This is a genomic window from uncultured Rikenella sp. (assembly GCF_910577125.1).
Taxonomy (GTDB): domain Bacteria; phylum Bacteroidota; class Bacteroidia; order Bacteroidales; family Rikenellaceae; genus Rikenella.
In genome coordinates this window covers 1-18,132 of record NZ_CAJTMN010000041.1, presented here as the reverse complement: position 1 = coordinate 18,132, position 18,132 = coordinate 1, and the positions used below count along the sequence as shown (strand labels likewise).

The window sequence follows — 18,132 nt, the reverse complement described above, 5'->3', positions numbered from 1 at the left end:
CTGCGGCTCGAAGAGCCGCGCGGGCCGGACGCCTCCCCCTCGGGAGGCCCGCAACACGCCGCTCACGCGCCGAATATTGCGGCACCTCCCGGGCGCCGGCCCGCTCCGACTTCGTCCAATTTCCGGCCCCCGTGTTTGCCTTACTGCGGCTCCACTATCGTTCCGCCGCCTTTCTCCGCGCGCTGGCGGAAATCGTATCCAAACGCGCACCACGCGTTTGGATGATTTCCTTCTCCAGCTGTCGCGCGCGGTCGAGCATAGACTGGCCTCAGGCCGGCCGGGCCCCACCTAAATAAGGCAGTGATAACCCTAGTAAAAGCCCCTGTGGGGCCCCGCGGTGGGCAATTGGCCGTGTCGGCCCAACTCCTTGTTCATGCGCTACGCCTTAGGTTCCGCAATCCTTCTTCCGCACACGCCGGCATTCAAATCTCACCCTCACTCCGCCGCCTTCACCACCAGTTCCACCCTGCTCATCTTCGTCCGAACCCGAAGCCATTCGGTCAACTTCTCTCGCTGATCCTCCCCCAGCGAAACATCCGCCGCCGGAGTAATATAACAATAGACCACCGTATCCGTCGTCCGACCGTCACCCGTAAAAACCGGAGCCTTCGTCAAGCTCACCTGCCCCACCAGCTGAGTCCCCCACAACGAGCCCAGCTCACGCACGATATCCGCCGCCGGCAAGGTGTCGCGCAGATAACGATCCGTCAGCTGCTGCAGACGTTCGATCTGCCGGTTCTTCTCTTCCAGAATCTCGACATTGCTGTGCAGCACGCTCTGCATCATCCGTCCGTCCAACGTGCCGTCCGTCCCCGCCTGGTGCACCATCAGACGCGTATCGGCCAGGTGATAGGCCGACAACTGATTGCGGGCCAGCGCGATCGCATCCTCCGAGACCTTATTCCCGATCAGCGTCACTTCGATCGTCGAAGTGTCGCGCGCATAGGTTGGCGTGGCGCTCACCACCTCCGCCCCGTCGAACGACAACACCCGCTCGATATATTCCCGGGCATTGCTTTCGAAAATCGTACGCTGGACGATGTCATAAGCCAGCACGATACTCGGCACCAGCGTCGCGGTCACGATCGCCGTCATGTAGCGTCGCGCCCGCCGCTCCCGTTTCGGATCGACGAACGCCGTTTTCCGATACTTCAGAAACCGGACGATAATAAACGTGCCGACCGCGATGAAGACCGCATTGATAAAAAAGAGGTAGAACGCTCCGAAGAAAAAGGCCATATTCCCCCTCGCCAGTCCGAACCCGGCCGTACAGAGCGGCGGCATCAGCGCCGTAGCGATCGCCACCCCCGGAATCACCGTCGAAGTCCGATCCTTGCGCGACTGGGCCACGATACCGGCCAGCCCGCCGAACAACGCGATGAGCACATCGTAGATCGTCGGCGTCGTCCGGGCCAGCAGTTCGCTTTGCGCCGTGCTGATCGGGCTGATCCAGAAATAGAGCGTCGATGTAACCAGCCCGACCGCCGCAGCCAGCCCCAGACTGCGCAGCGACTGCTTCATCAGGTCGAAGTCGTTGACCCCCAGCGCCAGCCCCACCCCCATGATCGGCCCCATCAGCGGCGACACGAGCATCGCCCCGATAATCACCGCCGTAGAGTTGACGTTCAGGCCGATCGAAGCGATGAAAATCGCGAAAATCAGCACCCACAGATTCGTCCCCCGGAACTCGACTCCCCGGTTGATATTCTCGCGCACCTCTTCCTCGGTCGCCTTATCCTCGTCCAGATTGAACCGGTCGCGGAGGAAACGGAGCAGACGGCGACGGAGCGTGGTATAAGATTCGTTCGATTCTGACATGAGAACAACGGTTTTTCGTTCGGTAAAAGACAAAGATACGTCTTTTCCGGAGGAGTCGCAACCCGCCGCCGGCAGGAGATTCCCGCAGGCCCGGCAACCGCCCCGCGGAACAAAGTTCGCAGAAAAGTCTCCCAAAATTTTTCGGGATATGATTTTTTATCTACATTTGAACAACGATTCGGAAAAACCGCCGTTTGCCGCGGGCGGACACAGCCCCTCGCCCGACCGACGGAACCGAAGCGCGACATTTTCGCAGACCAGACAACCGGCGTGTCCGAACGGGCACGCTACCAATAACTTAAATTAATACTGTATGAGCAATTTTGACTACAACGACCGGAGCGAGATGGACTCTATGGGCGATGAACTGTACTCCGTGCCGGTGAAGGCGGGGAAACGCATCTACTACTTCGATGTGAAAGCTACGCGCGGCGGAGACTACTACGTGACGATTACCGAAAGCCGCAAAAAGCAGATGCGTGACGGGAGTTTCACGATCGACAAACACAAGATTCACTTATACAAAGAAGACTTCCAGAAATTCGGCGACGGGTTCAAAGAGGTGGTGGATTACGTGAAACGCGAACGGCCGGAACTCTTCAACCCGGACGGCTCGGCGATCGGCTCGGGGCCGGCCAATGCGTCGGACGGAGCAGGTTCGATCTCCGAAGACGACTTCTTCAAGGGATTGTAATCGGCAGGCCGAAGCGACACGGCCGACCGATGAGCACACACCGTATGCCGGAACAGAGAGACAGCGTGACGCCGGGCACCGAAATACTGGTTGCATGGAGCGGCGGTATCGACTCTGCGACTGCGGCACATCTACTGCGCGAGGCGGGCTACCGTCCTCGCGCTCTTTTTTTGGACCTGCTCGACTCCGCGCCGACCCGGGAACGGGCGGCGGCGATGGCAGAAAAGCTGGCTATACCCTTGACGATCGAACCCTGCCACGAGCTGTTCCGCCGCAAAATCATCGGCTACACCCTGGCGGAACACGCTGCGGGACGGACACCGGCTCCGTGTTCGCGCTGCAATCCGCGGATCAAGTGGCGCCTGTTGGCCGAAGCGGCCGACCGGATGGGAATCCATCATATAGCCACCGGACACTACGCACGCACCGCGACCCTGAACGGGCACGCCTGTTTCCGGCGTGGCGCGGACGCGGCAAAAGACCAGTCGTACTACCTGTGGGAGGTACCGGAAGAGATCATCGTCCGGGCCATCCTGCCGTTGGGCGACTCCACCAAGCAGGCCGTAAAGGCCGGCATGGCGGAGCGATATGCCGACCTGCCGACAGGCCGGGAGAGCATGGGAGTCTGCTTTACGGAAGGTCTGAAATACGAAGATTTTTTACGACACAGCCTGCCGGCCGCCTGTCTGACCCCCGGCGAGGCGGTCGATGGGCGGACGGGAGCGGCGGTGGGCCGGCACGAAGGGTACGGACTCTACACGGCGGGACAAAAGCGGGGTATCACACTTTTCGACCCGGCACCGTACGGAGGCGGAAGACCGCCACGTGTCGTATCGGTCGATCCGGCACGGAATCGGGTAATCGTCAGTGCGGAAAAGGAGGCTTTGCTGCGGCGCACCTTGTGGCTGACGGCGTGGCGTACGGTGGTTCCGCCCGCCACGCTGTCGGAATACGCCGATGAGTTGGATGTCCGGGTGCGGGGAATCGGACGCAATCCGCGGAAAGGGTGCCGAATCGCGGTCGAACCGGACGGAGAGCTCCGCCTCGACCTGTTGCACGATGCGGCGTGGGCGCCGATGCCGGGCCAGCCGGTGGTTTTTTATCTGGGCGACTGCGTCGCCGGCGGAGGCATTCTGGAGAGGATATAACGGAACTGCCGCTTTCTTTCGAGAAAGCGGCAGTTACAACCGGTTCAAAAAAAAAGAGGTGCTACGCCCCGAATCCACCCCCGCCGAGGCGTTTGACCTGTTTGGCCACGTCCTGTCCCTGATCGTTCTGGTCGATCGAGAACTCCACCTCATCCCCCGGCGCCAAGGCCGAAAATTCGCCTTCGATCACATCCAGACTGTGGAAAAAGAGGTTGTTGTTCGGGTATTTGATAAATCCGTATCCCGTTTTGATACTGAGGATCGTGCTCGTATACCGTGCTCCCGGCTCCCGTCCGGCCCGACCCGGCGGCGTAAATTCGTCCTCCGCCTCGGCCGCCGCCTCGTCAGCCGTTTCCTCTCCTCCCTCTTCCGCCGTTTCACCGCTCTGCTGACGAGTGTCGTTAGCCACGAAGAGATTCATAATCAACTGATTGTTCTGCTGCAACCCGCAATCGATCACCTCCTGCATCGGCACCGGATAGTGCGCCAGGTTGAGCAACTCGTGCGACGTTTTGGTCACGATCCGGTTCCCCTCGTCGTTGATATACTCGAACTCCCAACTGATCAGCATCACCCGCACTCCCAGCGCGATCAGCTTGCGCACCAACGGCACGTAGTCCGTGTCCGCCACCACCAGCACCGCAATGTCGATTTTTCCCCGGAGCGCCATCTCGTAGACCTCCAGCGCCAGCCACACATCCGTCCCGCGCTCCTCTTTCCGTCCGTAGATATTGCGCAGCGGCAGGTAATGCGCATGCACCCCCTCCGACATCAGGATATCGTCGAACACCCGGTCGTGGTACAGCTGGCTGCCCCGCTGCGCCGCGTCGGAAGCATTGAGCCGGCCGCGGAAATAGTGCGCTTCATTGATCCGGCACCGTTTCGGGTCGATCCCCTCCTCTTCGGCCACCCGCTGACAGATAAAATCGTGCAATCCGTTCAGACACAAGCGCCTCCGCTGGGGATGGATATAGTTGTAGTAATTCGAGGCATGAAGCAGAAAGTTACCGTCATAAAATACGCCGATCTTGGGCGCGAAGTCATGGTTTGAATACATATGATACAATAGAAACGACTGGAATCGTGAGAATTAATTTACGTCCGTCAAGACGGGCTCAAAGATAATATATTTTCGCTAAAGTGAATCGGCATCCGCCCTTTCTTCCCGAAAGATCGCCGCATTAGAGCGAAATCGGGCCTAAAACCACCCCTCGCAGGGGATTTGTTTCGGAATAATCGGTCGATCTCCGATTTCGGTTTTCGGACAACGGGCCGGAACGGATCCGTAAAAAAACTTGGCACGATTTATGGAAAAAGAGCGAAGAAAACCCTATTTTTGAATTTTGGTATAAATGCGCAGCGTTATGGGATATCATGAAATGGAGATCGGCCTGAAACAGGTGGCCGCCTATGTGGCCCGGTGGCACGAAACGGGCCGGGTGCCGACTATCGAACGGGACATCGTTCTGGAACGGATGCAGCGGATCTACGCCGCGATCATGCAAGTGCGGTGTACGGACGGCGTGGCGATGCAGCTGGCTGCGGCGCGGGTCGAGGTCGAGGAGATGACGACAGACGGGGGATACGACGGGATGGCTCCGGACGACGAATCCTTCGAAGTAAACGGCGGGGGGATCGACTACGGGTTTACGGCCATGCCGGAGAGCGTGGTGCCGGCCGATTCGGAAAAGATCGACGACCGGCCGGCCGCTGAACGGGAAGACCGGATGTCGCAGACGACCCATACGGTGCAAGAGGTGGGCGAACAGGATCCCTGTCCGTCGCAGACGCGTTTTCTGGAAGAGCGGGAGGCGGCCCATCCGTCTCCGAAACCCGCGACAGCGGCCGCTGCACCGGTGGCAGAGCCGGAACCCGAACCGGAAACGACCGGAGAGGTTCAGGAGAAGCCCATCCCGGACGCCGAGGGGGGACGGTCGGAAGCGAGCTACCTGACTCAGGAGAGCGGCTCGCGGGAGACCTATCCGCAGGCGACCGAGGTGCCGGCAATGGATCAGGAGGGGCCGGTGCGAAATGATACGGACGAAACCGCCGCGCCGAAAAGCCGGAAACCGGAAAAGAAAAAGCCGGAGGCTCCACGGATTTTCGGCATCGAGGTGAGCCCCTATGCACGGCACGAGATGATCGACACGCTGTTCCACGGCAACGAGGCGATGTTCGAATCGGAGTGCGAGAAGCTGGACGCCATGGATTCGCTGGAAGAGGCGCTGGTCTATATCGGCGAGATGTACCGGTGGATTCCGGAGAATGCGGCGACCATCAAATTCATCGACCTGCTGGAAGCACGGTTCGGGACAGAAGAAGGGGAGGCTTGAGAGCCTCCCCTTCTTCTGTTTTATCGGCCTGCTCCACGCACGGCCGCCAGAGCCGCCACACTGATCCGAACCCCGGGAGCGGAGTGCCGGATGGCTTCCGCACAAGCCGCCAGGGTCGCTCCGGTGGTCAGCACATCGTCCACCAGCAAAATATGCCGCCCCGCCAGCCGTTCCGGCCAGATCAGACGGAACGCTCCCTCCACGTTCCGACGCCGTTCGGCAGCCCCTTTTCTCCGGGCCTGCGTCCGCGTGCGCCGCACACGCCGCAGCGAACGAAAATCATACGGAACACCCATGCTCCGCGACAATCCCGCACAAATCTCCTCCGACTGGTTGTATCCGCGTCGCAGCCGCTTCGTCCAGTGCAGCGGCACGGGAACCAACAGGTCGATGTCCCGGTAAAACGGCGACTCGCGCAGCTCGCGGCCGAACATCTCGCCCATCGCTGCCGCAATGTCGCGCCGCCCGGCATACTTCAGCGCATGGATCATCCGGCGATAACCGCTCTCGTGCCGAAAAGCGAAGAGGGCCGAGGCATGATGCAGTTCCGGAATCGAACGCTCCATCCGGCCGACAACCGGATTGCGCACAGCCATCCAGTCGTCGGTCAGGGGCATCTCCCAGCGGCACCGCAGGCAGATCGTCCGTTCGCCCCGTCCCAGTGCAGCGCCGCAGACCGGACAAACCGGCGGATAGAGCTGGTCGCCCAGCCACCTCAAGCCCGCCTCCAAAAGCCGTATCACCGACCGGAGTGTCAATTTTCCATACCACTATTACGCTCCGCCCCCTCCGTCTCCGTCGCCAACTCCTCATCGTCAGACCCGCCGCCGACGATCGGACTGTGCCGCAACTGGGTCACGGCCATCGTCTCGCCGCGCACCACCGCCTTGGGAAAGAGCTCCCGAACCCGTCCCAGCAGCATCGAGACTTCGGTCATGTCCATGCAATACCCCACCATTGTCCGGAAGGTCGGATTGTCGTAGATCACCTCGCCCGGAATCCCCGGAAAACGGCTCTTAAAGGTAGCCAGCGCCCCGTAGGCCCTGCTCCTCGCCTCCTGCGTATTGTCGAAAAAGATGCAGATGCGGTAGCCGGTCACCTGATCTTTCCGCCGCACGGAACGCAACGCCGCGCTCACCGAAGCGTCGTTGCTGACCACCGCCTGCGCTCCGGTCGCCGCGTCGGGCGTCCGCAGGCGGGCCGTATAGTTCCCGATCCGCTCCTGAGCCCCTGCCGAAAGAGCGGCGCAACAGGCAAAACATAAAATCAACCTTCGTATCATCGTCTGTCGTATTTCAATCCGTCAGTAAAAAATCCATCGGCATCCGGCCGAAAGCACGAAGCATCCGTTCTCCGTCCACCCGCCGATTGAACCGCACCGTCCGCTCCCGGAGCGGTCGTCCGGCCACGATCTGCAACGTCCCCGCCACCCGCATGTCCGGCTTCCGCACAGCGCCCTTGCCGCGAACCTGCGAAAGCACCTTCGGCCCCAGCTCCAGCATCGACGCCATTCGGAACCTGAACCGGAACGGAATCTCCACCCGGTTCACCCCCGGCGCCGCGACGAACGATCGGCGCAGTTTCATCGTCCCCACCGTCTGCCCGTCTACCCGCAACTCGAACTGGCCGGCATCGAAGCTCACCTGCTCCGCGTTGCGGTTATCCATCTCGACCCGGAGCACCCCCTCTGCGAATCCCGCTCCGACCCGTTCGACCGTAATCCCCTCGACCTCCGTCACACGCAGCCGCATCAACGGACGCGCGCCGCACCCGACGAGCAGGCCGGCCACGATCCCGCCCAGCAAAATAGCAAAATATCGTCTCATGGTTTTTCAGCCGTATAAATCAGGGCAATTCCTCCCGTCAGCCGCCGCATCCGGGGGTTGACGAAACCCGTCTCCGCCAGCATCCGGCAGAAAGGTTCTCCGTACGGAAACTCGCCCACCGACTCGGGCAGGTAGCTGTAGGCCCGCGCATCGCGCGACACCAGCCGCCCGATAGCCGGCAAAATGCGCCGGAAATAAAACCGATAAAGCCGCCCCAGCCCATTATGTCGGGAAGGCATCGAAAATTCGAGGATATAGACCCGCCCCTGCGGCGCCAGCACCCGATACATCTCGCGCAAGCCCCGATCCAGATTTTCAAAGTTCCGGACGCCGAAACCGCAGGTCACCGCCTCGAACCGCCCCTCGTCGAACGGCAGCCGTTCGGCATCGCCCTCCATCATCGGGAACTCGCGTCCCGGAAACCGGGCCGCCACCTTCTCGCGTCCGATCCGCAGCATCTCGGGCGAAAGATCCACGCCTGTCATCGCCGCCGCCGGCAAGGCGCGCCCCACGGCGATCGCCAGATCGCCCGTCCCGGTGGCCACGTCGAGCACCGTCGCCGGCCCCTGACGCCGCACGCCGCTCACCACCCGGGCCCGCCACCGGAGGTCGATTCCGAGCGAGAGCACCCGGTTCAGCAGGTCGTAGCGCCGGGCGATGGCATCGAACATCACCCGCACCTGCTCTTTTTTCCCCGCAGGGTTTTCGTCGTAAGGTTTTATCATCGGAATCGGATCGATTTTTCGGGCGACATCCGCGCAATGATCGCCGTCGGCAGCCCCATCGCCGCCGTAACGACGACCAGTGTACCGACGTTGAGCCACAGCACCTGCATCCAGTCGATCCGCACCGGCACCGCCGCCATCATGTAACTCTCCGGATCGAGCGTCACCCACCCCGTATATTGCTGCAGGAGGCACAGCACCAGCCCAACGGCATCGCCCCACAGCAGCCCCCGGAGCGTAATCCCCGCCGACCGCCACACAAAGATACGCTGCAACATACCGTTCCGCATCCCCAGCGCCTTGAGTATCCCGATCGTCCGGGTCTGCTCCAAGACGAGGATCAGCACGCCGGAGGCCATATTGACCACCGCCACCACCAGCATGATGACGATCACGAGGGTCGTGTTCAGCCCCAGCATCCCCAGCCAGTCGAAGATCTGCGGATACCGCTCCTCGACCGTCGTCACCTCCAGCCAGGGGACGCTCTCCTCTTCCGCTCCGCCGCTCCAGCCTAACCAGAACGGATCATCGCCTCCCACCGCTTCGGTCAGAGCCTCGGCCACCGCCGCCCGGTCGCTCGCCGCAGCCACCGCCACCTCATAACCGCCGACCTGATCCGGCCGCCAGCCGTTCAGCCGTTGTACGACCCCCATATCGCAAAAGACCGTCGTGCGATCGAACTCCTCCATCCCGCTGTCGTAGATCGCCGCCACCCGGAAGCGGTCGCGCCGCGTCACTTCGCCGTTCATAAACAGCGCCTCGAACCGGTCGCCCTTCCGGAGCCCGAGCCGGTCGCACAACGCACGCGAAACCACCGCTTCGCGACTCCTGACGCTGTCGGTGTAGACCGGAATCCGTCCCGACACCAACTGCCGGTGGAGAAACATCGTATCGCTCTCCGGAGCCATCCCCCGCAGCACGATTCCCTGGATCGTCTCCTCGCCCCGAATCACCCCGGTTTTGGTCGCAAACCGTTGGATCCGGGCCACCCCCTCCACCTCCGCCATCCCGGCGATCAAGGCCGAATCGACCTCCACCGGCTGTGCCTCGTAGGCGCTTCCCCCTCCGGCCGCCGCCACCCGGATATCGGCTGCAAAACCCGCCACCTTCTCGCCGATCGTACCGCGGAATCCGTTCACCACTCCCAGCGCAACGAGCATCACCGCCACACTGACCGTCACGCAGAGCGTCGCCACGCGCAGCATGACGCTCCCTTTGCGTCCCGGCGCACCCAGCCGCCGTGCTATGAAGGTCTCTATCATCGGAAAAGTCCCGGAAATGCAGGTTCGTCGGACAAAGGTAGCTCATTTTTTTTTGGAAGTTCGGAAAAGTGTTGTACTTTTGCCCCCGGTGGATGTAGTTCAGTTGGTCAGAACGCTTGATTGTGGTTCAAGAGGTCGTCGGTTCGAGCCCGATCTTCCACCCGCTTTACTCAACCATATATACGAAAAAGAGGTCTGTTAATCAATGATTAACAGACCTCTTTTCATTCTCCGGCCGACGAGGCGCTACCGCACCTCGATCTCCTTGACCGCCGGCGCCGACTCCTCGGCACTCTTTTTCGGCAGGTCGATCGTCAGGACGCCGTTCTCGACCTTCGCCTCGATCCGCTCCGTGTCGATGTCGTCGGGCAGGATCAGGTTCTGCCGGAAGTGCGAGTAGGAAAACTCCCGCCGCAGGTAACGGCCCTGTTCCGAGCCCTCCGCTTCGGAAGAATTTTCGCTCTTTTTGTCCAGCGTCACCATCAGCCGGTCGTTCTCCTCGATCCGGATTTTGAAATCCTCGCGCGTGGCTCCCGGAGCCGCCACTTCAACCCGATAACGGTCGTCCGTCTCCCGGACATTCACCGCAGGGGCGGTACCGTCCGTCCTGGCGATCCACTCGCTGCCGAAAAGGTTGCCCAACAGGGCGGGCCATACGCATTGTTTTCTGTTTGCAGGTATCATCATATATGTATAAAAAAGTGAATAAATTATTACCGTCAGCCACCATCGGCGGCCGCCCCCTTTCTGCAAAGGGTATGCCGGAGAGCAAAACCGGACAGACCGACAGAAAAATTTCTGTCAGTCTGTCAGATCTGTTCATCGTTAGGGATAAATACTTACCTTTGACTGCCTTTTAGAAACAACGGGAAAGCAACACGGATTTCAATCCAAACATCAACACATATGTACAGACTATGGATCGCGGCCCTGGCCGCATTAGTCGCTTTCGGCACTCCGGAACGGACGTCGGCCGAGACTCCGGCGGCGAAAGCGAAAACCGAGCAGACCGCAGGAAAACAGAAAACGGCAAAAAAACACAAAGGAAAAGCTGCGGCCGACACAACCGCCAAAAAGGCGGCTCCGGCCAAAGGAAGCATCGAAGCGACCATCAAGGCGAGCGCCCGGCGGACGGACGGCCTCTTCACGGTCTTCGAACAGGAGGGGAAATACTACTTCCTGATCCCGACCTCGCTGATGGAGCGGGACATGCTGGTGGTGAACCGTATCTCGAAAGCGGCGGCGGACATGCGCTATGGCTTTTTCGGCTACGCCGGCGACCCGATCGGCGAGAACATGATCCGTTTCCGGCAGTCGCCCGATAAAAAGCGGATTTTCATCGAGAGCGTCTCGACCCGCGAGCTGCCGCGCGACACCACGGGCGACATGTACCGGGCGGTGATGCGGTCGAACCTGCAGCCGATCGTCGCCTCGTTCGAGGTCAAAGGCACGAACCGGGCGAAAGACTCCGTGCTGGTGGACGTGACCGACTTCATCGGCGGAGACGTCGAGCTGACCGGCTTCGACAACTATTTCAAAGCCAACATGAACATCGGCGGCTTCCAGAAAGACAAATCTTATGTCGTGGGAGTCAAGGCTTTCCCGGAAAACATCGAGATGAAGAGCACGCGCAGCTACCTCGTCACGCCGAAGGTCAACATCCCGGGCTACAAGCCGAGCCCGAAGCCGGCCACCTACGAAATCAACAGCTCGCTGATCCTGCTGCCCGAGGTGCCGATGCAGGCCCGGTATTTCGACCCGCGCGTGGGCTTCTTCACCGACAACTACATCGACTACGACAAAAACCCGCAGGGAATCAAGCAGATCCAGATGATCACCCGCTGGCGGCTGGAACCGAAGCCAGAGGACATGGAGGCTTACAAACGGGGCGAACTGGTAGAACCGGCCAAGCCGATCGTCTACTACATCGACCCGGCCACGCCGAAGAAGTGGGTGCCCTATCTGATCGCCGGTGTCAATGACTGGCAGGCGGCTTTCGAAAAGGCGGGCTTCAAGAACGCCATCATCGGGAAGGTGGCTCCGACTCCGGAAGAGGACTCGACGTGGAGTCTGGAGGATGCGCGCTATTCGGCCATCGTCTACATGCCGTCGAACATACCCAACGCCATGGGGCCGCACGTGAGCGACCCGCGGACGGGCGAAATCCTCGAAAGCCACATCCACTGGTACCACAACGTGATGAACCTCCTGCACCACTGGTACATGATCCAGGCGGCGCCGAGCGATACGGGCGCCCGGAAGATGGTCTTCGACGACGCGCTGATGGGCGACCTGATCCGTTTCGTCTCGTCGCATGAGGTGGGACACACGCTGGGCCTCCGCCACAACTTCGGATCGTCGTCCCTGACGCCGGTCGACAGCCTGCGGAGCGCTTCGTTCCTCGAAAAATACGGTCACACGGCTTCGATCATGGACTACGCACGCTTCAACTACGTGGCGCAGCCGGAAGACGGCATCCGTCGCGAGCTGCTCTACCCGCGGATCGGCGAATACGACAAATGGGCGATCGAATGGGGTTACCGCCGCTTCCCGGAGCTGACCACGCCGGAGGCCGAGGCCGACACGCTCAACCGGTGGATCATCTCCCGGCTGGCAGCGAATCCGCGGCTGTGGTTCGGCACGGAGACCAACCCGAACGACCCGCGTGAACAGAACGAAGACCTGGGCGACAACCAGATGCGGGCGAACGAGCTGGGGATCAAAAACCTGAAATTCATTCTGGCGGGGATTCCGGAGTGGACGCGCACGCCGAACGAGGGGTATGACGATCTGAAAACACTGTACCGCGAGGTCATGAGCCAGTTCATGCGCTACAACGGCCATGTGGCCAAGTGGGTAGGCGGGATTTACGAAACCCCCAAAACGGTGGAACAGGAGGGTCCGGTGTACGCTTATGTGGAAAAAGCGAAACAGAAGGAGGCGATGGCTTTCCTCGACCGCAACCTTTTCACGACTCCGACGTGGCTGATCGACGAGGATATTTTCAGCAAAACCGGACTGAACGCTCCGGATGTCATCGGCCAGCTCCAGGTTCACGGCGTCAGCAATCTGCTCAGCAAGCGGGTGCTGGGCAACCTGCTCAAAGCCGAAGCGGCGCAGGGTAAGGAGGCTTATACGATCAGCGACCTGTTCGGCGACCTAAACCGCTCGATCTGGCGCGAGCTTTCGACGGGTGCGGCTCCGGATGCCTATCGCCGCGGGCTGCAGACGATCTACGTCGACCGGCTGATCTCGCTGCTGCCGAAACCGGGTTCCAGAACGATCAGCACAGGCGCGATCGACTCGCGGGTGACGTACGAGCTGCGGACGCTTCAGAACCGGCTGCAGCGGGCCACGTCGTCCGATACGGCGGTGAAGGCGCACTACCAGTACCTGGCCAAGAAGATCGGCGATGTGCTCGACCCGAAATAGGCTTCGGCACAACGTAGTATGACAGAAGCGAGGCTGGCGAAATGTTTTCGCCAGCCTCGCTTGTATTTTACCGATACCCCGCCCCGGGCTGCCGCAGCCGGACTGTGGGCGCGCTGTTTCTCGTCGGCAGCGAGGGTTCGGTCTGGTCGTCTTCGGTCAGCGATACCCACAGCATGGACTTAAATTTCATCATGACATGGTTCAGTTCCAGTTATGCGAGTTATCGCGACTACGGTTTTCAGGTGCGTTGCCTCTCGGAATAAACGGAGTACACCTCAAAGTCTGTCGAGCACCCCGGCCCGAATCTCCGCACAGCACTCCCTCACCTGTACCTCCGTCATCGTCAGCGGCGGCGAGATGCGGAACGCGGTGTCGCAGAAGAGGAACCAGTCCGACAGGTAGCCCGCCTCCTTGAGCAGCTCCATCGCCCGATACAGCCGTTCCGGGCTCCCCAGCTCCACCGCCAGCAGCAAGCCGCTCCGCCGAATTTCGACCACCGCGGGATGATCCGTCAACAACTCCTCGAACAGCCGCCCCTTCGCCTCGGCCTGTTCCGCCAGCCGATGCTCCTGCATATAGGTCAGCGCCGCCAGCCCCGCCGCACAGCAGACCGGATGCCCCCCGAAAGTCGTGATATGCCCCAGCGGCGGATCGCTCCGGAGCCCCGCCATGATCTCGCCCGACGAGACGAACGCCCCGAGCGGCATCCCCCCGCCCAACGCCTTGGCCAGACAGACGATATCCGGCGTCACCCCGTATTTGAGCAAGGCGAACATCTCGCCCGTCCTTCCGAATCCGGTCTGTATCTCGTCGAAGATCAGCAACGCCCCCACCGCCGAGCACCGCTCGCGCAACGCCTCCAGAAATCCCGGAGCCGGCGGCCGCACGCCGCTCTCACCCTGCACCGGTTCGACCAGCACACAGGCCGTCCGTTCGGTAATCTGCGCCAGGTCTTCGAAACAGTTGTACCTCAACTTCCGCGTATCGGGCAACAACGGCCGGTAGGCCCCCACGAACTCCTCGCCGCCCATCACGCTCATCACGCCGTGCGTCGAACCGTGATAGGCATTGTAAAACGAGGCGATCTCCGTCCGGTGCGTATGGCGTTTGGCCAGCTTCAACGCCCCCTCGACCGCTTCGGCTCCCGAGTTGACGAAATAGACGCTCTCCAGCGGCTCCGGCAGCAGTCCGGCGATCGCCTCGGCATACTTCACCTGCGGCCGCTCGACCATCTCGCCATAGACCATGATGTGCATGTAGTCCCTTGCCTGCGCGCACACCGCCTCGATCACCGCCGGATTCCCGTGTCCGACGTTGCTGACCGACACGCCCGAAATCAGGTCGACATACCGCTTCCCCTCCGGATATTCCGGGGTGGGAGGCGTGTAAAAATAGATCCCTTCGGCCCGCGCCACCTCGATCATCAGCGGCGCGTCCGACGTCTGCCCCACATGACGCAGAAACTGTTTACGCAATATTTCCATCTGTTCCGATAATAATCATTCCCGAACTCCCTCTTCGAACCCGCCCCGCTCCAGAATCCGCCGGTAGTCGCGCACCGAATGGCACAACCAACGATAAAGCAGCCTGTCCCGATCCTCCGGAACCAATTGCCAGGCAATCCCGGATTCCGGATCGCGCACCCGTTCGGCGAGCCGCTGCGCCACGATCGCCGCCGATACCGAGATATTGAGGCTCTCGGCGAATCCCACCATCGGAATCGAGATCACGGCATCGGCCGCCGCCATCAGCCCCTCCGATATCCCCGACTTCTCCGTCCCCATAAAGACCGCGAACGGCCCGGCCGCCACATCGAAATTCGAGGGGGTAAAATTCACACTCTTCCCGTCATTTTCAGCTTCCGACCTCGGCGGAGCCGTTACCACAATCCGATAGCCGCGGCTCCGCAAATGGGCCACCAGCGTCTCCGAGTCGTTCCACTTGCGAATATCCAGCCACTGATCCGTCCCGCGCACGATATGTTTGTTGGGCGCGAACCGAACCGTCCGCTCCACGGCATGAATCTCCTGCACGCCGAAAGCCTCGGAGCTGCGGATCACGGCGCTGGCGTTGTGCGGGTAGTAAATATCTTCGAGACACATCACCAGGTACCGCGTCCGGAAGTCCAGCCGCCGCGTGAGGCTCTCGTAGCGTTCCGGCAGCACAAAGCCGCGCAGATACTCGATCTTCCGCCGTAAAAGTTCCGGCGGGTCGGAGGCTTCGCCCGGCACGGCCCGCAACAGAGGCCGGAGGTCTCCCTCCCGCAGCGAGGCGTTCAGGTCGCGCAGCTGCTGTTTGGTCGGCAGGCCGTTCTCTTTGAAGTAGTCGTTATTTCCGGTATTTTCCCTCTTTGTCGTCATCCTCCAGCATTTTCAGGTAACTCACATAACGGCTCTCGGCAATCTCGCCGCGCGCCACGGCCGCCATCACCGCACAGTTGGGTTCGTGGGTGTGGGTACAGTTGTAATACTGACACTCCGGCGCCCGGCGGAACAGGTCGGGGAAGTAGCGCGCCAGCTCGTCCGGCGCGATGTCGATCAGCCCGAACCCCTTGATTCCCGGGGTGTCGATCAGAAGTCCTCCGCCGTCGAGCGGAAAAATCTCCGAAAAGGTGGTTGTATGCTTGCCCTTGTGGTGGTAGTCCGAGATGGCACCGGTTTTCAGCCCGAGCCCCGGCTGGATGGCGTTGATCAGGGTCGACTTCCCTACGCCGGAATGCCCCGTAAAGAGCGACGTTTTCCCCCTCATCCGCTCCCGCAGGTCATCCACGCCGATCCCCGTAGTTGCCGAAACTTCGAGCGTTTCGTATCCCGCCCCCCGATAGGTGTCGATAAATTCATCTATCATTTCGCGATATTCCGGAGCGGCAAACAGATCGATCTTATTCAGAACCAGCACAGTCGGCACGCGATAGGCTTCGGCGGTCACGAGAAAGCGATCGATAAACTCGGTACTGGTCACCGGCCGGTCGAGCGTGACGACCAGATAGGCGACGTCGATATTGGCGGCAATGATGTGGGACTCTTTCGAGAGGTTCGAGGCGCGGCGGATGATATAGTTCCGCCGGGGCAATATCTCGGTAATGACGGATTCTCCGTCGGCATTTCCGGTCTCCACACGGACTCGGTCGCCCACGACGACCGGATTGGTGGTCCGGCTGCCGCGCAGGCGGAACACGCCCCGTATCCGGCACCTGATCTGTTGTCCGGTCTCGGGGTCGAGCACCTGATACCAGCTCCCGGTGCTTTTGGTCACGATTCCTTCGGTAAACTGGGTCATAGGAACAAAGTTAGCATTTCCGGGCTGAAAAAGAAAAGTCTTCTCGCCTCACCCCGCCCCGGGCTGCCGCGACGCAGGCAACAATGGGCGATTAGGCGATCTGATGGACGTCGGCTACAGCGGGTACAGTTGGTCGTCCGCTATCAGCGGGACTAACGGCGTGTTCTTGGACTTCAGCACGCAGCACCTCAATCCCGGCTACGTGCGCAACCGTGGTTACGGTCTTCAGTTGCGTTGCCTCTCGGAATAAACGGGGCGTGTCGCACTCACAAATGGCCAAGTCTACCCTAACAGGCAACCTCTACCCACCCACAGATTGGGCTGACACAGCCGCAGAAATGCGAAGCATTTCCCGTCCACGGGGCGTGGGGCCTGCCCGACCCGAGGGCAGTTCCGTCCTGTTAGGGTAGAGGCAGCCATGTCAGAGTGCCCAAAGGCACCGCGCGCCACACCTTAAAAGGGAAAGCGTCAAAATGTGCTGGCACGTTTTGACAAGATTTCCCAAGGCGCGCGAAAAAACAAACCCCGCCCCGGGCCGCAGTAACTACGGCGAAGGTAAACCGATCAACGCCGGCAACGAGGGTTCTGTCTGGTCGACTTTGGCTAATGAGACACTCAGTGTCAATTTACGTTTCAGTCCATCGGGTATCAGCCCTTGTTACTCAGCATACCGGGCCGGCGGTTTTCAGTTGCGTTGCCTCTCGGAATAAACGGTGCGTGTCGCACTCACAACTGACAGCCTCTATCCCAAGGCGGCCTCTACCCCACCCACAGATTGGGCTGACACAGCCACAGAAATGCGAAGCATTTCCCGTCCACGGGGCGTGAGGCCTGCCCGACCCGAGGGCAGTTCCGTCCTGTTAGGGTAGAGGCGGCCCTGTCGGAGTGCCCGAAGGCACCGCGCCGACGCCTAAAGAGGAATTTCACTCGTTTTGCGATGAGCAAAATCGAAATGAAATTCCGGCGGGCGACTCAAAAAGTACTAAAAACCGCGCGCCGACGCCTAAAGAGGGAAATCGTCAAAATGTGCTGGCACGTTTTGACAAGATTTCCCAAGGCGCGCGGACAAAACTCGTTTACCCGAAAAGTGTCGGACTGCTGGTCGTCTTTGGGTTCTATATCAATCTCTTTTCTGTGTTCCGCTCGGGCCGCAGGGGCCCTGCTTCCTACTATATGGTAGGAAGCAGGCAAAGAGCACATTCAAGGGAGACTCACATCCCCCTTGAAAATCCCCCGGCGATTCCTTTTGGGTAGACACGGCCAGCTTTCGAGTGCCGAGCGGCACCGGCTCGAAGAGCCGCGCGGGCCGGACGCCTCCCCCTCAGGAGGCCCGCAACACGCCGCTCATGCATCGAGAATTGCGATCTCTCCCGGGCGCCGGCCCGCTCCAGCTCTGCCCGATTCTCCGCCCGTTCGTCCTCGGCGCGCCCCCCTCGCGCCGCTATAGCGTCGCTCTCGCCGAGGACGGCGACCTTACGGTCGCAAAAGCACAGCTAATTTGTTTTCGGCCGTAGCCAGCGGAGAACGAATACGGAGCGTGAGCGGAGTATTTCGGCCCTCCGCATCCGGGGGCTGCGGGCCGACCGTTACCACGGGGCCTCAGCTACTCGCTTCC

Annotated in this window: 18 protein-coding genes and 1 tRNA gene; 8 read left to right on the top strand and 11 right to left on the bottom strand. The window is 60.8% G+C overall.

Annotation, left to right across the window (positions count from 1 at the left end; translation table 11 throughout):
- Nucleotides 1–435: 435 nt before the first annotated feature.
- Entirely contained in the window at nt 436–1,818 is a 1,383-nt protein-coding gene (locus QZ292_RS05910) for a TIGR00341 family protein (protein WP_294599173.1), read from the bottom strand.
- A gap of 313 nt (nt 1,819–2,131) precedes the next feature.
- Here QZ292_RS05910 and QZ292_RS05905 point away from each other — a divergent pair, with 313 nt between their 5' ends.
- Both QZ292_RS05905 and QZ292_RS05900 read left to right on the top strand, forming a co-directional pair.
- Nucleotides 2,132–2,512, top strand: coding sequence for a DUF3276 family protein (locus QZ292_RS05905; protein ID WP_294599169.1), 381 nt, complete (start codon nt 2,132–2,134; stop codon nt 2,510–2,512).
- Between the two features lie 29 nt (nt 2,513–2,541).
- Nucleotides 2,542–3,660, top strand: coding sequence for a tRNA-specific 2-thiouridylase (locus tag QZ292_RS05900; protein ID WP_294599165.1), 1,119 nt, complete (start codon nt 2,542–2,544; stop codon nt 3,658–3,660).
- Nucleotides 3,661–3,721: 61 nt separating this feature from the next.
- Here the strand turns inward: QZ292_RS05900 and QZ292_RS05895 are convergent, their stop codons facing one another.
- On the bottom strand, nt 3,722–4,717 hold the full coding sequence (locus tag QZ292_RS05895) for an NYN domain-containing protein (protein ID WP_294599162.1): 996 nt from the start codon (nt 4,715–4,717) through the stop codon (nt 3,722–3,724).
- 307 nt (nt 4,718–5,024) lie between these two features.
- Between QZ292_RS05895 and QZ292_RS05890 the strand changes: the two genes are divergently transcribed.
- The gene (locus tag QZ292_RS05890) at nt 5,025–5,993 is read left to right on the top strand and encodes a hypothetical protein (protein WP_294599160.1); all 969 of its coding nucleotides are present in this window, start codon (nt 5,025–5,027) and stop codon (nt 5,991–5,993) included.
- A gap of 20 nt (nt 5,994–6,013) precedes the next feature.
- Here QZ292_RS05890 and QZ292_RS05885 read toward each other — a convergent pair whose 3' ends face one another.
- From QZ292_RS05885 to QZ292_RS05865, 5 genes are read right to left on the bottom strand one after another with little or no spacing between them, the layout of a single operon-like run.
- A complete protein-coding gene (locus QZ292_RS05885) occupies nt 6,014–6,736 on the bottom strand; it encodes a ComF family protein (protein WP_294599157.1) in 723 nt (240 codons plus the stop codon).
- An 11-nt stretch (nt 6,737–6,747) separates the two neighbouring features.
- Nucleotides 6,748–7,275, bottom strand: a complete 528-nt coding sequence (locus tag QZ292_RS05880) for a hypothetical protein (RefSeq protein WP_294599155.1) — start codon at nt 7,273–7,275, stop codon at nt 6,748–6,750.
- Nucleotides 7,276–7,288: 13 nt separating this feature from the next.
- Nucleotides 7,289–7,819 carry a hypothetical protein gene (locus QZ292_RS05875; RefSeq protein ID WP_294599152.1) on the bottom strand — a complete coding sequence of 177 codons (531 nt, stop codon included), beginning with the start codon at nt 7,817–7,819 and terminating at the stop codon, nt 7,289–7,291.
- Nucleotides 7,816–8,544, bottom strand: coding sequence for a bifunctional demethylmenaquinone methyltransferase/2-methoxy-6-polyprenyl-1,4-benzoquinol methylase UbiE (gene ubiE / locus QZ292_RS05870; RefSeq protein WP_363324064.1), 729 nt, complete (start codon nt 8,542–8,544; stop codon nt 7,816–7,818). The genes QZ292_RS05875 and ubiE overlap by 4 nt, the downstream gene beginning before the upstream one ends.
- On the bottom strand, nt 8,541–9,806 hold the full coding sequence (locus QZ292_RS05865; protein ID WP_294599148.1) for an FtsX-like permease family protein: 1,266 nt from the start codon (nt 9,804–9,806) through the stop codon (nt 8,541–8,543). The genes ubiE and QZ292_RS05865 overlap by 4 nt, the downstream gene beginning before the upstream one ends.
- A gap of 87 nt (nt 9,807–9,893) precedes the next feature.
- Between QZ292_RS05865 and QZ292_RS05860 the strand changes: the two genes are divergently transcribed.
- Nucleotides 9,894–9,969, top strand: a tRNA-His gene (locus QZ292_RS05860).
- Between the two features lie 83 nt (nt 9,970–10,052).
- Here QZ292_RS05860 and QZ292_RS05855 read toward each other — a convergent pair.
- Nucleotides 10,053–10,490, bottom strand: coding sequence for an Hsp20/alpha crystallin family protein (locus QZ292_RS05855; protein ID WP_294599174.1), 438 nt, complete (start codon nt 10,488–10,490; stop codon nt 10,053–10,055).
- 17 nt (nt 10,491–10,507) lie between these two features.
- On the opposite strand from QZ292_RS05855, the gene QZ292_RS05850 reads away from it, so the two are divergent.
- The gene (locus QZ292_RS05850) at nt 10,508–10,666 is read left to right on the top strand and encodes a hypothetical protein (protein WP_294599145.1); all 159 of its coding nucleotides are present in this window, start codon (nt 10,508–10,510) and stop codon (nt 10,664–10,666) included.
- A gap of 46 nt (nt 10,667–10,712) precedes the next feature.
- Entirely contained in the window at nt 10,713–13,238 is a 2,526-nt protein-coding gene (locus QZ292_RS05845) for a zinc-dependent metalloprotease (RefSeq protein WP_294599142.1), read from the top strand.
- A gap of 275 nt (nt 13,239–13,513) precedes the next feature.
- Here the strand turns inward: QZ292_RS05845 and QZ292_RS05840 are convergent, their stop codons facing one another.
- From QZ292_RS05840 to rsgA, 3 genes are read right to left on the bottom strand one after another with little or no spacing between them, the layout of a single operon-like run.
- The gene (locus QZ292_RS05840) at nt 13,514–14,722 is read right to left on the bottom strand and encodes an aspartate aminotransferase family protein (RefSeq protein WP_294599139.1); all 1,209 of its coding nucleotides are present in this window, start codon (nt 14,720–14,722) and stop codon (nt 13,514–13,516) included.
- A 15-nt stretch (nt 14,723–14,737) separates the two neighbouring features.
- Nucleotides 14,738–15,598: an RNA methyltransferase gene (locus tag QZ292_RS05835; RefSeq protein WP_294599136.1), complete on the bottom strand. Its 861-nt coding sequence runs from the start codon at nt 15,596–15,598 to the stop codon at nt 14,738–14,740.
- On the bottom strand, nt 15,567–16,517 hold the full coding sequence (rsgA, locus tag QZ292_RS05830; protein WP_294599133.1) for a ribosome small subunit-dependent GTPase A: 951 nt from the start codon (nt 16,515–16,517) through the stop codon (nt 15,567–15,569). Before rsgA ends, QZ292_RS05835 begins: the two co-directional genes overlap by 32 nt.
- A gap of 103 nt (nt 16,518–16,620) precedes the next feature.
- Here rsgA and QZ292_RS05825 point away from each other — a divergent pair, with 103 nt between their 5' ends.
- The gene (locus QZ292_RS05825; protein WP_294599130.1) at nt 16,621–16,767 is read left to right on the top strand and encodes a hypothetical protein; all 147 of its coding nucleotides are present in this window, start codon (nt 16,621–16,623) and stop codon (nt 16,765–16,767) included.
- A 238-nt stretch (nt 16,768–17,005) separates the two neighbouring features.
- Complete coding sequence (locus QZ292_RS05820) at nt 17,006–17,227, top strand: hypothetical protein (RefSeq protein ID WP_294599127.1); 222 nt, start codon at nt 17,006–17,008, stop codon at nt 17,225–17,227.
- Nucleotides 17,228–18,132: the final 905 nt, after the last annotated feature.

What these genes read in the sequence shown, in the direction of transcription:
- rsgA (WP_294599133.1), bottom strand. Translation starts at nt 16,517, where the DNA reads ATGACCCAGTTTACCGAAGGAATCGTGACCAAAAGCACCGGGAGCTGG.
- QZ292_RS05845 (WP_294599142.1), top strand. Translation starts at nt 10,713, where the DNA reads ATGTACAGACTATGGATCGCGGCCCTGGCCGCATTAGTCGCTTTCGGC.
- QZ292_RS05895 (WP_294599162.1), bottom strand. Translation starts at nt 4,717, where the DNA reads ATGTATTCAAACCATGACTTCGCGCCCAAGATCGGCGTATTTTATGAC.
- QZ292_RS05900 (WP_294599165.1), top strand. Translation starts at nt 2,542, where the DNA reads ATGAGCACACACCGTATGCCGGAACAGAGAGACAGCGTGACGCCGGGC.
- ubiE (WP_363324064.1), bottom strand. Translation starts at nt 8,544, where the DNA reads ATGATAAAACCTTACGACGAAAACCCTGCGGGGAAAAAAGAGCAGGTG.
- QZ292_RS05825 (WP_294599130.1), top strand. Translation starts at nt 16,621, where the DNA reads ATGGACGTCGGCTACAGCGGGTACAGTTGGTCGTCCGCTATCAGCGGG.
- QZ292_RS05865 (WP_294599148.1), bottom strand. Translation starts at nt 9,806, where the DNA reads ATGATAGAGACCTTCATAGCACGGCGGCTGGGTGCGCCGGGACGCAAA.
- QZ292_RS05855 (WP_294599174.1), bottom strand. Translation starts at nt 10,490, where the DNA reads ATGATACCTGCAAACAGAAAACAATGCGTATGGCCCGCCCTGTTGGGC.
- QZ292_RS05910 (WP_294599173.1), bottom strand. Translation starts at nt 1,818, where the DNA reads ATGTCAGAATCGAACGAATCTTATACCACGCTCCGTCGCCGTCTGCTC.
- QZ292_RS05905 (WP_294599169.1), top strand. Translation starts at nt 2,132, where the DNA reads ATGAGCAATTTTGACTACAACGACCGGAGCGAGATGGACTCTATGGGC.
- QZ292_RS05880 (WP_294599155.1), bottom strand. Translation starts at nt 7,275, where the DNA reads ATGATACGAAGGTTGATTTTATGTTTTGCCTGTTGCGCCGCTCTTTCG.
- QZ292_RS05840 (WP_294599139.1), bottom strand. Translation starts at nt 14,722, where the DNA reads ATGGAAATATTGCGTAAACAGTTTCTGCGTCATGTGGGGCAGACGTCG.
- QZ292_RS05835 (WP_294599136.1), bottom strand. Translation starts at nt 15,598, where the DNA reads ATGACGACAAAGAGGGAAAATACCGGAAATAACGACTACTTCAAAGAG.
- QZ292_RS05875 (WP_294599152.1), bottom strand. Translation starts at nt 7,819, where the DNA reads ATGAGACGATATTTTGCTATTTTGCTGGGCGGGATCGTGGCCGGCCTG.
- QZ292_RS05890 (WP_294599160.1), top strand. Translation starts at nt 5,025, where the DNA reads ATGGGATATCATGAAATGGAGATCGGCCTGAAACAGGTGGCCGCCTAT.